Raw genomic sequence first — 14778 nt, 5'->3', positions numbered from 1 at the left:
TACTCAGACCCGTGAGTATCGATATCAGAAGGTCAGAGCCGTACCGAAGACGAACGCCCAGGAGTCCGCCTTCTCGCTCTTGCTCTGGCCCGAGCCCATGTAATAGAACACGCCGCCAGTGAGCTTGATGCCCGGCGAAAGCGCGTAGTTGGCGCCCAGCTCGAAGTAGTCGATCTTGTCCTTGCCCGGCGCGTTCTGCGAGCCCGCCACGGCGTTGCCGTCGTTGTTGCGACCGCCCCACCAGCCGGCCGAGAGCTGCCACGGACCCGTTTCGTACATCAGCGAGGCCGTATACCAGCGGGTCTGGTTGTTGCCCTTCAAGCCGTTGTTGTCGCCACCGGCACCGCCACCCAGCGTAAAGCCGGCGAAGCCGATCTGCGCGCCCGCAGCCCAGGTCTTGTAGCGGCCAGCCTGGCTACCCAGCGTCGTTGAAACGCCCACCAAGCCCGGACCACGATCGAAGCCGGCAGTCGCGTAGCCGCCGTACAGGGCGATCGACACGTCACCGAACTTGTTCAGGTAGTTCGCCGCGATGTCGAGGCCGTTGTGCCAGATGTTGGAGTTCTTCGGGCAGTTGTTGAAGTTCGCGTTGCCGTTGCGCGAAGTGCACGTGGCGAGCGCGCCGAGGCCGAACGACGGCGTGTACGAGAAGCCGAGCTGGAAGCCGGCGAACCGCGGCGTGAAGTACGTGAACTTGTTGGCGTCAGCGCTGAAGCCGGCATTGTGGGCAGCGCCGGTTCCAAGGATGTTGCCGCCACGGCCGGCCTGGTTGCTGGCGTTGAAGCCGTTGCCGAAGTAGTTGAAGTTGTGATCGTTGAAGCCCCAGCCGATCAACGCCGACGGCGACGAGTACTGCATCTTGAACGACGCCGAGTCGGTGCCGCCGAACTCGATGCGGCCCCAGTCGCCGAACGCGAACAGGTATTCCTCGTCCATCTGGTCGTTGGTCGAGGTGGTGCCGCCGCCCTGTGACCAGCCTTCCAGCTCGACACGGATACCGATGGAGGTGCCGTTGTCCAGCTTGGTCGTGCCGGTGAACCAGATTTCGCCTTCGTACTTCAGGTTCTCGGGGCGATAGCTCGTTCCGGTCGTGCCAACCACGTCACGGTCGGTGTGGCCGACCACGATCATGAACTGGAAGTAGCCACGCAGCTCGAGCTTGATCGGATCGGCAGCCATCGCCGGCGCGGCGAGGAGACCACCGGCGACCAGCGCGGTCGAGCCCAGTAGTGCTTTTTTCATGTTCTCCCTCTCTCGTGGGTCTGAATTACGCTACGCATGTCGGACCGTCTTTGGCCGGTTCGAGGGGTCTAGCCTGAGCCGGCCAACAAACCGCCCCCGCCACGAACGGACGACGCCGCATGTAACCACCGGGTCGCAATCAGGGTCAAGGAACCAAAGCGCTTTGACATGATTCTGTCGGAAGGTGTGGCTATTCGGCAACAGACTGTGTCTTCAGGATTATTTGCCGATCGCGGGTGCTGCGGACGCGGTCCGGGACGGCGGCATCGACAGCGGGTCACCGTCGGTCACACCAAGTTTCGATTTGCCACTTACGCCCGCAAAACGGAATCTGCACGCCATGGGCTGTTTCATTTCGATACGGCGCCGGGCGGTTTCTCAGCGACTGTTCCTGCAATGCGATGCGCAAGCGGCTTGCCGCGCGGTTGGAAGTCCCTCATAACGCCGGCTGGGCAGCAACGCCCGAAGTCTAAGGCAGCCGCCTGGGGGGCAGGGAGTCGCCGGCGGCGCAGGAGCAAGGCTCGATGAATCGTATCGTCCGCCCGGGTGCAATGGCATTCGCCGGTCTCTTCCTGGTCATGACGGCAGGCAGCTTGACCGGATGCAATTCGAACCAGGGCGCCGATGTGGACACGATCGACCGCCGCCGCGATGCGATCCAGCGCGGCATCGGCGGTCGCACCCAGCCATCGGACAGCGGGCTGTTCGGCCCCGGCGGCCTGTTCGGCTCGCGCGATGACAAGAAGAAGGGGCTCGACGAGCCCGGCATCGCGGTCAACGCCTTCCTGTGGCGGGCCTCGCTGGACACAGTATCGTTCATGCCGCTGGCATCGGCTGATCCGTTCGGTGGCACCATCATCACCGACTGGTACAGCCCGCCGGAGAGCCCCAACGAGCGCATGAAGGTGCAGATCACGATCCTCGATCGCGACCTGCGGGCCGATGGCGTGCGTGCATCCGTGTTTCGCCAGACCGGCGGCAATCGCGGCTGGGTGGATGCCAGTGTCGACCCGCGCACCAGCCTGGAGCTGGAGAACCAGATCCTCACGCGCGCACGGCAGCTGCGAATCGCCCAGACGGGTCAGTAAGGGCGCCGCGCCTGGTCGGGCCGCGCCGCTCCAGCGGCGCTCTTGCATTTTGACCGAATTTGACCGGCGTTGGCCGAATCGCACGTCATCGGAGGCTCGCGCCACCCGGACTGACCTATTGACGAGTCATTGATAGAAGAGCGCCGCTGGAGCGGCGCGGCCCGACTAAACGCAAGCCCAGCCTTCCTGAGATCGAGTGGTGCGCTTGCGGGAATTGCCAACGCAAAACGGGCGCCCCTGGGGGGCGCCCGTCGCGTTCCGTCCCGGATGGTACGGATCAGTTCAGCACGATCTCCACGCGGCGGTTCTGCGGCTCACGCACACCGTCCGCCGTCGGCACCAGCGGCTGGCTCTCGCCACGGCCCACGACCGCGATCTGCGTCGCCGGGATGCCGGTGCGCACCAGCTCGTTCTTCACCGCGTTCGCACGGCGCAGCGACAGCGCCATGTTGTACGCATCCGTGCCCGCGCGGTCCGTATGGCCCGTCACGTCGATCCGCGTCGTGCGGCCAGACTTCGCCTGGTCCGACGCCTGCTTGATCGTCTGCACCGCCGTCGGCGTCAGGTTCGACTTGTCGAAGTCGAAGAACACGATGAACGAGCGCGTCGCGCCCGGCACCGGCGGCGCCACCGCCGGCGCACCCGGAGGCGGCGCGCCCCAGTTGTACGCCAGACGCACGAACGGGCCGTGCACCAGCTCGCCCGAGCGGCCCTTCGGGCCACCGCCGCCCTGCGACAGCGCATGGTTCACGCCGTCAAACCACTCGACCTTATAGCCGACGCCCAGATGCCACAGCGGCGCAAGCTCGACGTCGATGCCGATGCGGCCGCCGATATCCCAGATCAGCCGCTCGCTGTTCAGGCTGCCGCCCGGCGGCACGCTGGTCTTGCCCTTGGTCTTGCCGTACAGGAACGCCGTGTCGATGCCGCCGAACAGGCTGACGATGTCCGTCAGGCGCAGCGAGGCATCCACGCCGATGCGCGGGCCGACGCCCCACGAGTACTCGCCGCCGCCGAAGACCGGCGCGACGCTATCGGCGAACGAGGCACGCCACTGCTGGTAGCGGATGCCGATGAACGGCCGCACGCCGTAGCCCGGGCCGGTGATGTTGTAGCCGACCTCGGCGTCGATGTTCCAATAGGTGTTCTTCGTGCCGTGCCAGTCGAAGACGCCGGCGCCCTTGCCCTTGCTGCGGTCGAAGTAGCGGCCGCCCAGCGCCAGGTCGTACGCGCCATCGAAGCGATAGCCCAGCTTGCCGTCGATGCCCCAGCCGTCGCCGCGGCCCGCCTTGCCGGGAATGGTCGACGCTTCGCTCATGCCCGTGTTGCCAGGCAGGATGTACATCCCGTCCATGTAGCCGAAGAAGCCCGGGCCCGACTGCACCTGGGCCTGGGCGCCGCCGGCCACCATCAGCGTGCCAATCGCGGCACCCGCAAGCAGTGTCTTCCGCATGTTCATTCACTCACCTCTCTCTTTGGCGACGATCCGCGCGGCCGCCTCACGGGGATCGCCAGTCGTGCCGCGTGCATTTAATCCCGAACGGCGCGCAATCAAAAGCCTCGACACGCGATTCCCATGCGCTTGACGCGGTATTTTTGGAAGATGTGGCATTCTCGCAACAGAAACGGGCGCCCCTGGGGGGCGCCCGTCGCGTTCCGTCCCGGATGGTACGGATCAGTTCAGCACGATCTCCACGCGGCGGTTCTGCGGCTCACGCACACCGTCCGCCGTCGGCACCAGCGGCTGGCTCTCGCCACGGCCCACGACCGCGATCTGCGTCGCCGGGATGCCGGTGCGCACCAGCTCGTTCTTCACCGCGTTCGCACGGCGCAGCGACAGCGCCATGTTGTACGCATCCGTGCCCGCGCGGTCCGTATGGCCCGTCACGTCGATCCGCGTCGTGCGGCCAGACTTCGCCTGGTCCGACGCCTGCTTGATCGTCTGCACCGCCGTCGGCGTCAGGTTCGACTTGTCGAAGTCGAAGAACACGATGAACGAGCGCGTCGCGCCCGGCACCGGCGGCGCCACCGCCGGCGCACCCGGAGGCGGCGCGCCCCAGTTGTACGCCAGACGCACGAACGGGCCGTGCACCAGCTCGCCCGAGCGGCCCTTCGGGCCACCGCCGCCCTGCGACAGCGCATGGTTCACGCCGTCAAACCACTCGACCTTATAGCCGACGCCCAGATGCCACAGCGGCGCAAGCTCGACGTCGATGCCGATGCGGCCGCCGATATCCCAGATCAGCCGCTCGCTGTTCAGGCTGCCGCCCGGCGGCACGCTGGTCTTGCCCTTGGTCTTGCCGTACAGGAACGCCGTGTCGATGCCGCCGAACAGGCTGACGATGTCCGTCAGGCGCAGCGAGGCATCCACGCCGATGCGCGGGCCGACGCCCCACGAGTACTCGCCGCCGCCGAAGACCGGCGCGACGCTATCGGCGAACGAGGCACGCCACTGCTGGTAGCGGATGCCGATGAACGGCCGCACGCCGTAGCCCGGGCCGGTGATGTTGTAGCCGACCTCGGCGTCGATGTTCCAATAGGTGTTCTTCGTGCCGTGCCAGTCGAAGACGCCGGCGCCCTTGCCCTTGCTGCGGTCGAAGTAGCGGCCGCCCAGCGCCAGGTCGTACGCGCCATCGAAGCGATAGCCCAGCTTGCCGTCGATGCCCCAGCCGTCGCCGCGGCCCGCCTTGCCGGGAATGGTCGACGCTTCGCTCATGCCCGTGTTGCCAGGCAGGATGTACATCCCGTCCATGTAGCCGAAGAAGCCCGGGCCCGACTGCACCTGGGCCTGGGCGCCGCCGGCCACCATCAGCGTGCCAATCGCGGCACCCGCAAGCAGTGTCTTCCGCATCCCTAGTCCCCTCTCTCTTGCTTGTCCTCGACCCTCGACTGGAGGATCGCCGTCCAATCTCCGGGGCGCATACTATGCTGGAAGGCGTGTCCGTCCAAAGGCTTGATCAGCGATCGACGGGCAATGGCGCCAGAATCACGAAAGGTGTGGCATTCGCGCAACAGATGATCCGAGGAATATTCACCGCCATGAATGAATTAGCGTGGGTGCTTCGACAGGCTTTGCAGTGCGGCAGGAAGGGCCCGCCGACAGGACGACAACATGCTTGACGCCGCCCAGGCTGCGCGGCATGCCGCTTCGTTCCTGATTTTCGCGTCGTTTGCCGGCATGTCCGCGCGACGCCAGGCAAGCGCCAGGAGTAGAGATCGTGTCGCAACCGACCAGCGCCACCGGCCGCAGCGAGCCGCCGCGCTATAATTTTCGCGAGACCGAGGCCAAGTGGCAAAAGGCCTGGGAAGCGGCGGCGACATTCAAGGCCACAGCCGATCAATCGAGGCCGAAGTACTATGTTCTGGAGATGTTTCCCTATCCCTCGGGACGCATCCATATGGGCCACGTGCGCAACTACACCCAGGGCGATGTCGTCGCCCGCTACCGGCGCGCCAAGGGCTTCAACGTGCTGCACCCGATGGGCTGGGACGCCTTCGGCCTGCCGGCCGAGAACGCGGCGATGGAGAAGAAGGTCCACCCCAAGACCTGGACCTATCAGAACATCGAGGCGATGAAGGCCCAGCTCAAGGTGATGGGCTTGTCGCTGGACTGGAGCCGGGAGGTCGCGACCTGCGATCCGGCGTACTATCGCCACCAGCAGAAGATGTTCCTGGACTTCTGGAAGGCCGGTCTGGCCTACCGCAAGGAAGCCTGGGTGAACTGGGATCCGGTCGACAACACCGTGCTCGCCAACGAGCAGGTGATCGACGGCAAGGGCTGGCGCACCGGCGCCACGGTCGAGCGTCGCAAGCTGGCGCAGTGGAACCTCAAGATCACGCACTTCGCCGACGAGCTGCTGAAGCGCCTCGACACGATGGATCGCTGGCCGGAGAAGGTGCGCCTGATGCAGGCCAACTGGATCGGCAAGAGCGAGGGCGCGCGGGTCTTCTTCGAGCTGACCGGAGCGGGGGTCGAGCCGGGCGAAACCCTGGAGATCTTCACGACGCGCCCCGACACGCTGTTCGGCGCCTCGTTCATGGCGGTGTCGCCCGACCATCCGCTGGCCACCCGCCTGGCGCGGCACGACCCGGCGCTGGCCGACTTCATCGCCGACTGCCGGCGCACCGGCACCAGCGCCGCCGAGATCGAGACCGCCGAAAAGAAAGGCTACCGCACGGCCGTGTCGGTGAAGCACGTGGTCAAGCCGGGCGAGACCCTGCCGGTCTACGTCGCCAATTTCGTGCTGATGGACTACGGCACGGGCGCCATCTTCGGTTGTCCGGCAGGAGATCAGCGCGACCTCGACTTCGCGCGCAAGTACGGCCTGCCCGTGATCCCGGTGGTGTTGCCGCCGGGCGAGAGCCCGGCCGATTTCGTGATCCGCGACGTCGCCTATGTCGATGACGGCACGCTGTACAATTCCGGCTTCCTCAACGGCCTGCCGGTGGCGGATGCCAAGCGCAGCATCATCCGGCACCTGGAGGAGAACGGCGTCGGCAAGGGCACGGTGCAATACAAGCTGCGCGACTGGCTGGTGTCGCGCCAGCGCTACTGGGGCTGCCCGATCCCGGCCATCCATTGCGAGAGCTGCGGCGTGGTCCCGGTGCCGGCGCAGGACCTGCCGGTCACGCTGCCCGATGACGTCGAGTTCGACACGCCCGGCAATCCGCTCGACCGCCACCCGACCTGGAAGCATGTCGCCTGCCCCAGCTGCGGCAAGCCGGCGCGGCGCGAGACCGACACGTTCGATACCTTCATCGATTCGAGCTGGTACTTCGACCGCTTCACGTCGGCACGATGCACGACGGCGCCCTTCGACAGGGCGGAGCACGAGTACTGGATGCCGGTCGACCAGTATATCGGCGGCGTCGAGCACGCGATCCTGCATCTGCTCTATTCGCGCTTCTGGACGCGCGCGATGCGCACCGTCGACCTGGCCGATCGCGACGAGCCTTTCGCTGGCCTGTTCACCCAGGGGATGGTGTGCCACGAAACCTATCGCGCCGCCGACGGGTCGTGGCTGTTCCCCGACGAGGTGAAGCACGGCGAGGATGGCGCCGTGGTGCGGGCCAGCGACGCCACGCCGGTCAGCGTCGGCCGCTCGGAGAAGATGTCGAAGTCGAAGAAGAACGTCGTCGACCCCGACCAGATCATCCGCGACTACGGCGCCGACACCGCACGCTGGTTCATGTTGTCGGATTCGCCGCCCGAGCGCGACCTGGAATGGACCGAGGCCGGCGTCGCGGGCGCCTGGCGGTTCCAGCAGCGTCTATACCGGATGCTGGGCGGCGCCATCGCCGGGCTGCCGCCGGCGGGCGCTGCAAGGCCGCCTGCGTTCTCCGATGCCGCGACGGCGCTGCGCCGCGCCGCGCATCGCGCCATCATCGGCGTCGGGGAGGATGTCGAGCGCTTCCACTTCAACAAGGGCGTGGCGCGGCTCTACGAGCTCGCCAACGCCATCGAAGCGTTCAAGCCGACGACGGACGCGGACCGCTGGGCGCTGCGCGAGACGCTCGATATCTTCGTGCGCCTGATCGGCCCGATGACTCCGCATCTGGGTGAGGAGCTATGGCAGATGCTGGGCGGGCAGGGGCTGCTCGCCGACGCGTCGTGGCCGACGCCGGAGACAGCGCTGCTGGCCGACGACGAGGTCACGGTCGCGATCCAGGTGAACGGCAAGCTGCGGGCGACGATTCGCCTGGCGAAGGACACGGCCAAGGATGCCGCCGAGGCCGCGGCGCTGGCGCTGCCCGAGACCCAGCGCGCCATGGCCGGCAAGCCGGCGAAGAAGGTCGTGGTGGTGCCCAACCGCATCGTCAATATCGTGGTGTGAGCCGGATTACCTGTCATCCCGAGCGCAGCGAGGGATCTCCCGCGGCAAGGCGCACAGTGCGTCGTTCGCGGGAGATCCCTCGCTGCGCTCGGGATGACAGCGAACTCTCTCGGGCAAGGCGTCAATAATCGTATTCCAGGGCCACGCCGGCCCGGCCGGTCGATTTCGTGCCGACTTCCGCCTCGATCTTGACGTGCGGGATGACCTCGATCTGCACCACGCCGCGGCTGTCGCCCTGCATGCCCTGGCGGCCTCCGAGATAGACACCGGGCGCTATGTAGCGGCCACCTTCGACCGTGGCGCCGCCGACGGCGCCGCCGTTGCCGGACTTGCCGCTGTCCTGGCCGCCGGCACCAATGCCGAGACGGTCCAGCCCGAGCGCCTGGCGCATCGAATCGACCACGCCGCCGCCCGATCCGCCGCCGGCCAGCTGCGCCACCGCCTCGGCCACCTGCGCCAGCTGTGACGGTCCCAGCTCGGCGGCGCCCCGGCCAAACAGGAACTGCGCCAGAATCTCGTCCTGCGGCAATGTCGGCGTCGAGCTCAGCTTGATCTTCGGATTGGAGGCCGATCCCGTGACAGCAATATTGATGGTCACGTTGCCGTTGCGCGACACGGCCAGCATGTCCAGCAGCGGCTCGATACGGTCGGCGCTGACGAAGCTCACCACGCCGCGGGTGAAGTTCAGCGTGCGGCCCAGGATCTGGAAAGTGCCGCGGCGCAGCTGCAGGCCGCCCGTGACGCTGGGCTTGTCGCTGGTGCCGGCGATCGCCAGGTCACCCTGCACTTCCGCATCCAGGCCCTTGCCACGCACGAAGATGGCCTGCGGCGCGCTGATCTTGAGATCCAGCGTCATCGGCTTGGCCGGCGTCGACGCCTTGGCCTGCTTCGGCGCCCCGGTGCCGATTTCCCGCACCGGCACAGAGGGCACAGCCGCGGAGGCACCACCCATCGCGACATTGATCTCGGCCCGGTCGATCCGGATCGGACCGCTGATCGTCAGGCCCTCGGCGACCGACCCGCTGAACTGCAACGACGATGTCAGCTCTGCCAGCATGTCGCGCCGTCCCAGCAGGCGTGCCCGGCGGGTCTCGATCCGCAGGTTGACGGGCAGCGTGAAGCGCGGGTCCAGCCGCACATCGCCCGAGGCCGAGATATCGCCCTTGCCGACGGCAGGGAAGATGAACCGCTCGATGACGACGCGGTCGTCGGCGAGCCGGATCAGGCCGGTGCCCTTCGACAGCACCAACCCCTCCGACGGCAGCGCCAGGTGCAGATCCTCCAGGCGCACCGTGCCGGTGCCGCTGGGTCGCCCGCCGCGGCTGGCGATGACCGCGTCGAATACGGCGCGGCCGCCCACCTGCTGGATGTCGGGGCCCAGCACGCTGGCAAGCATCGCGAGGTCGACCGGGCCTTTGACGGTGAGGCGCAGATCGGGCGCGCCGCTCTGCGGCAGCTGGGCGGCAACGTTGAGCGACAGATTGCTGGCACCGGCGGCAAGCTGTGCCTCCGCCGTCGCCTGGCGGTTGCGCAGCGCGCCCTTGCCGGTGAGCGTGACCGCCGGCACCGAGGCCAGGGCGAGGCCGCGCAACCGCGCGTCCCTAATTGCGTAGGTGACGTCGATATCCGGGTTGGCGCTGGACCCGCGCATGCGCACCTGGCCCTGCAGCGCGCCGGCCAGCTGCAGCTCGGCGCCGCCCAGGGCCGCCAGCTCGGCCAGCGGCAATCCTGTGAGGTCGACCTGCAGGTCGCTGTTGGCGGCATCCACGACACCGGCGATGCGGATCTGTCCGCCGACAACGGCCAGCTGCATGGGGTCGATCGTGGTGCGTCCGTCCGCCAGCCGGATCTGCGCCGCCTTGGTGAGCGCCAGCGTGCGGCCGTTGCGCACGGCCTTCAGGCTCTCGATGTCGATGGTCGTCTCGCCGCCGTTCAATCGCGCCTTGATCGCCGTGCTCGCCTGCACGCCGGGGCCGGACACGTCGGTGGTCGCAGCGACCGCGGTGCGATCGCCGGACGCCTTCAGGTTGACGCTGGTGATCTCGGCGATGCCGCGCAGCGCGTGGGCCACGATGGTGGCCTCGAACCCGGCACGCCCCAAGGGGTCCACGACGGTGGCGTCGCCGGTCAGCGTGCCGACACCGAGGTTCCCCGAGGCCAGATTGCTGCCGCGCACCGCGATCTTCAGCTTGCCGTCGGTGGCCGCCGGATCGGGGGCCACCGTGACCTCCAGCTTGCCGGCCAGCTTCTGGCCGACAAGCGCGCCGACCTCATACAGATCTTCGACCAGCAGCCGGGCGGATCCCGTCGCCGATGTGCGATCCACCGTGAGGTCCTTCACCGACAGGCTGACCTTGCCCAACACAGCCTCGAATGTCGGGATCGACAGGCGCTGCCCGGCTGTCGCCGCGATCCGGCCGTTGGCATGCAGCGGGCGGTCGCCGCTGCTGCCGTCCAGCGCCAGCGTCGCTTCGATGCCGTCCTGGTGCAGCGTCATGTCGGCCTCGAGGTCGAGGCGCTCGACGGCCGTGCCGTCGAGGCGGCCTTGCGCCAGCTGCGCCTTGAGCTGCACCGTGCGGCGTTCGCCGGTTGCGTCGATGCGGATGTTGCTGCGCAGGTTGCCGGTGTAGCGCGGATCCACCGCCTCCAGCCTGGGCAGCACGATGGTGACATCCGCCGTCCCTGCGGCACCGCGCCCCTGGCCGCTGCCTTCGATCGACAACGCGTCCGACGCAATCGTCATCTTGTCCAGGCGCCAACTGCCCTGGCGATCGAGCGCGGCATTGGCCGTGAGGCGCGTGCTGGGCGTCAGCAGCCCCGGCGGCACGTCCGGCACGACGGCGTCGCGCAGCGTGGCATCGACCGCAACCGCGGGCGCATCGGGCTTGCCGGTGACCCGCGCCGTCAGCTGCACGGCGCCACCCAGGGCCTGACCGGTGACCGCGGCCAGCGCCTTGAGATCGGGGACCTCAAGGGTCGCCGTCGCATCGAGGCTGCTGTCGGCCGCCAGCCGGCCGGTCGCCGTGACGTGGCCCAGCGACGAGGCGAGGTCCAGGCCGCTGATCGTGACGACGCCGGCTGTGCTGCGCTCGGCCCGCAGGGCCAGGCGCATGTCGTTGACGACCGCCTCCTTGCCGCCTTCCAGCTGCGCGGTGAGGGAGCCGACGGTGCCGTCGAGCTGTGCCCGCAGGGCAGGGCCGGTCAGGTCGGCGCCCTGAGTCGATCCGGTCAGGCTCACATCCGTCGCTGCCGCTGTCGGCGCCATCATCAGCGCCGCTGCCCGCAGCGACACCGTAGCATCGAGCGCCGCCATCGTGCCGCTGGCGTTCACCTCCAGGCGCAGGTCACGCCAGGAGGCGCCGGGCAGAATCGTGGCCAGCACCGCCGGATCGCCCCCGGTCGCCGCCAGCCGCAGGTCAAGGCGCTTGTCGTTGGGGACGTAGCGGCCGCTGGCGGTGGCCTCCAGCGGCGCCGTTGCCACGCGCAGCGTGCGGATATCGATCGCGCCGGCGCTCTGCAGCAACACATCGGCCTCGACCGTCGCCGGCTGTGCCAGCGCCGCCGCCCAGGTCGGGTTCGGCATGTGGCCGCCTTCGATCCGCAGGCTCAGCGCGACATGGCGGCCTGCCGGATCCGGGCGCAGGCGGCCCGAGCCGTTGAGGCGCAGCGCATCGCCGGCCTCGACCGTCATCTCGACGTCGCCGCTGTCGCTGGAGCCTTCCGCTTTGATCCTGCCTGTCGTGCGCGGCAGATCGGGCCGGCCGAGCAGGGCGGCCAGCACGCCGCCTTCGCCTTCAACGACATCGCCGTCGATGCTGGCGACACCCCGCGCCGCGTCATAGTTGGCGCGCAAGGCCAAGCGCCCTTCGCGGCCATCGCTGCGGGCGGCCGTGAGCGTCACGCTGTTGACGCCCTGCGCGCCCTCCAGGCGTGCCGCGCCGTCGATGCGCCAGCGCGACTCGACTCCGGTCAGCGCGGCGCCCAGCTGCAGCTCGTCGATCGCGAGCGCGCCCAGCGATACCTGCACGGGCAGGCCGCCGCTGCCGCCGGACGTCGTGGCCGGCGGTGGTGCCGGTTCCGCCGCGGGCTCGGGCGGCCGGGTGACGGCGAGACGCGCGGCGCGCACCGCCTGCACCTCGAGCTTGCCGCCGAGCAGGGGCAGGAACGACCAGGACAACTGCACGTCATCGGCCGACAGCCACGTGCCCTTGGCGTCCGCCATCTCGACCCGGGCCAGGCGCAGGTCGGTGGGGAAGAACCCTGATGGGCCTTCGAGACGGATCGTGCGGCCCGGTGCCGAGGCCAGCGATCCCGCCATGTCGAACAGGGCCCGCTGGCCGGGGCCGGTCTGCAGGCCGGCGAAGGCCACGGCGACGGCACCGGCGATGACGGCGGCCGAACGCAACAGGATGCGGCGGACTCGCATCAGAAAGCCTGCCCGATGCTGATGTAGAGGCCGTACCAGGAATCGCCCGGCCGGCGGTTGATCGGGGTGGCGACATCGGCGCGGATCGGCCCGAAATCGCTGTAGTAGCGCACGCCCACGCCGGCGCCGATCCGCGGCGGATCGCCCTTGCCGGGCAGGCTGCTGGAATAGGTCGTGCCGGCATCGACGAAGACGACGGCGCCGAACTTTTCCGTCAGCCGCTGCCGCAGCTCGACGCTGCCCTCGATGAGGCTCTGGCCGCCCAGCGGCCGGTGGTCGGCGTCGCGCGGGCCGGCGCTCTGATAATCGAAGCCGCGCACCGAGCCGCCGCCGCCGGCGTAGAAGCGCTTGTCCGGCGGCACCGCGTCCTTGGTGGCGCCGGGCATGACGCCGACGGATGCCCGCAGCGCCACGACCGTGGAGCCGCTGCCCGTCAAGTCGAGATACGTGCTGCCGGTGGCGCGCAGCTTCACGAACGGATGGCCGGGGTTGCGCAAATCGAAATAGGGGATGACGTCCAGCGCCAGCCGATAGCCGCGGGTCGGATCGAGGGGGCTGTTCGCGCGGTCCAGCGTCATGCCCATCGGCAGGCTGAGCGGCAGGTAGGTGGCGCGCCGCTCCGCCGTCTCGACGACCTCGGTCTCGAACGCGATGCCGGCGCGCACGACGAAGCCCTTGTTGATGAGGCGCTCGATGCCACCACCGATCATCGCCGATTGGCGGCGATAGGCGTCGTTGATCTCGCGGATAACCGCCGCCTGCAGGGTCATCGCCTGGTCGATGCGCAGGAAGTCGGGCTTGCGGTAGTCGGCGGTGATCGCAAAGCCGGTGTCGGCCAGCGAGTGCTCGACGAGGCCCGTGGCCCCGGCCGACAGGCGCAGCGAGTCGGCCTCGCCGGTCAGGTTGCGGTGCTGCCAGTAGGCGCGCAGCGCCGCGCCCTCCGACGAGGCATAGCTGGCGGAGAATCCGATCGTGCGTGGCGGCCGCTCCGTGACCTCGACCACGACCGGCAGGTGGCCGTCAGCGTCCAGCGCATTGCCGCGGATGATGTTGACGCTGCTGAAGATGCCCAGCTCGGTCATGCGCGTGCGCAGATCCTCGATCCGGTCGGGATGATAGGGCTGGCCCGGCTGATAAGGCACGCGCCGTTCGAGGAACTCGGTTTCGGTGCGCTGCTGGCCGCGGAACGTCACCGTCCCCATGGTCGCGGGCGGCCCGGGATCGATCCGCCAGGTGATGCGTGCCGTGCGCGTGTCGTGGTCGATGAGGACATCGCGTTTGACGATGCGCGCCAGCGCATAGCCGTGGCGCTGCAGCTGGTTCAGTATCTCGTCGTCGGTGGACAGGATCTTGGCCGCTTCAGCCGGCTGGCCTACGGCCAGCGGGAGCTTGTCGCGCGCCAGCATCCCGCTGGCCGCGGGCGGCAGCACGACGTCGATGCTCTGCACGTTGAACCGCGGACCGCTCTCGACCGCGACCTCGACCGGCACGTCGGCGCCGGCCGGCAGCGCGTCGATGGCATCAATGGCGGCCGGGTCGTCGACATCCCGTCCGGCGGCGCGCGCCGTGACGCGATTGGCGTAGTAGCCATAGGCCCGCAGTGCCTTGATCACCAGGTCGCGCTGCGCATGCGCGCGCTGCAGGATCGTGATCGAGGTCGCGCCGGCGGCCTGCGCCTCGGCGTCGGCGCCGACCAGCTTCTGCAGCTCCTCGCGCAGCTTCTCATTGCCGGTGAACTGCAGCGAGACCACGGCCTTGCCGCGCGCTCCGGGCGTTGCCGGCGCCGGCGCGGCAGGTGGCGTGGCATCGGGCGCCTGCGCTCCGGCCGTGGCCGCGGCCAGCGCGAGCGCGATGGCACCTGCCGGGGAGCCGAACTTGCGGGAGAGCGCGGCCGACAGGACGCTGAGCCTCGCCAGGGGACTATATCTATCCTGCATCCTGACCAGACCGTGCTCCTGTTGACACCCTGTGAAACAGCGCCGGCCCGTGCCTGGGCGCCAATCGGTCCACACCCAAGGTGCAGGTTCGATGCAACCGGCACCAACTATCACAGCTACTCTCTCCTTACCGCAATGGAACTGCACCTGCAGGCTTTCATCCATCGTTGCCGGATGGTACCTGCTGCACGATAGTGGCGCCGTGGCGGCACGGCCGTGACGCCCGAACGTCCTGCTGCTGCTGTCGAGGC

Annotated in this window: 7 protein-coding genes; 2 read left to right on the top strand and 5 right to left on the bottom strand. The window is 68.6% G+C overall.

What is annotated here, in order from left to right; all coding sequences use genetic code 11:
* Positions 1-24 precede the first annotated feature (24 nt).
* Positions 25-1242, bottom strand: coding sequence for a porin (locus FHP25_RS22785; RefSeq protein ID WP_147849268.1), 1218 nt, complete (start codon positions 1240-1242; stop codon positions 25-27).
* 524 nt (positions 1243-1766) lie between these two features.
* Between FHP25_RS22785 and FHP25_RS22780 the strand changes: the two genes are divergently transcribed.
* Positions 1767-2330: a DUF3576 domain-containing protein gene (locus FHP25_RS22780; RefSeq protein WP_231712438.1), complete on the top strand. Its 564-nt coding sequence runs from the start codon at positions 1767-1769 to the stop codon at positions 2328-2330.
* 277 nt (positions 2331-2607) lie between these two features.
* Here FHP25_RS22780 and FHP25_RS41960 read toward each other — a convergent pair whose 3' ends face one another.
* The gene (locus FHP25_RS41960; protein WP_231712437.1) at positions 2608-3783 is read right to left on the bottom strand and encodes an OmpA family protein; all 1176 of its coding nucleotides are present in this window, start codon (positions 3781-3783) and stop codon (positions 2608-2610) included.
* A 222-nt stretch (positions 3784-4005) separates the two neighbouring features.
* Positions 4006-5181: an OmpA family protein gene (locus tag FHP25_RS41955; protein WP_231712437.1), complete on the bottom strand. Its 1176-nt coding sequence runs from the start codon at positions 5179-5181 to the stop codon at positions 4006-4008.
* A 367-nt stretch (positions 5182-5548) separates the two neighbouring features.
* Between FHP25_RS41955 and leuS the strand changes: the two genes are divergently transcribed.
* Entirely contained in the window at positions 5549-8164 is a 2616-nt protein-coding gene (leuS, locus tag FHP25_RS22765; RefSeq protein WP_147849267.1) for a leucine--tRNA ligase, read from the top strand.
* A gap of 121 nt (positions 8165-8285) precedes the next feature.
* Here the strand turns inward: leuS and FHP25_RS22760 are convergent, their stop codons facing one another.
* Together FHP25_RS22760 and FHP25_RS22755 are read right to left on the bottom strand one after the other, a co-directional pair.
* Positions 8286-12590: a translocation/assembly module TamB domain-containing protein gene (locus FHP25_RS22760; protein WP_147849266.1), complete on the bottom strand. Its 4305-nt coding sequence runs from the start codon at positions 12588-12590 to the stop codon at positions 8286-8288.
* Positions 12590-14527: an autotransporter assembly complex protein TamA gene (locus FHP25_RS22755; RefSeq protein ID WP_147849265.1), complete on the bottom strand. Its 1938-nt coding sequence runs from the start codon at positions 14525-14527 to the stop codon at positions 12590-12592. The genes FHP25_RS22760 and FHP25_RS22755 overlap by 1 nt, the downstream gene beginning before the upstream one ends.
* Between the last annotated feature and the right edge of the window lie 251 nt (positions 14528-14778).

This window comes from Vineibacter terrae (assembly GCF_008039615.1).
GTDB lineage: Bacteria > Pseudomonadota > Alphaproteobacteria > Reyranellales > Reyranellaceae > Vineibacter > Vineibacter terrae.
Note: the sequence above shows the minus strand (reverse complement) of the source record. Positions and strands in the feature narration are given on the sequence as shown.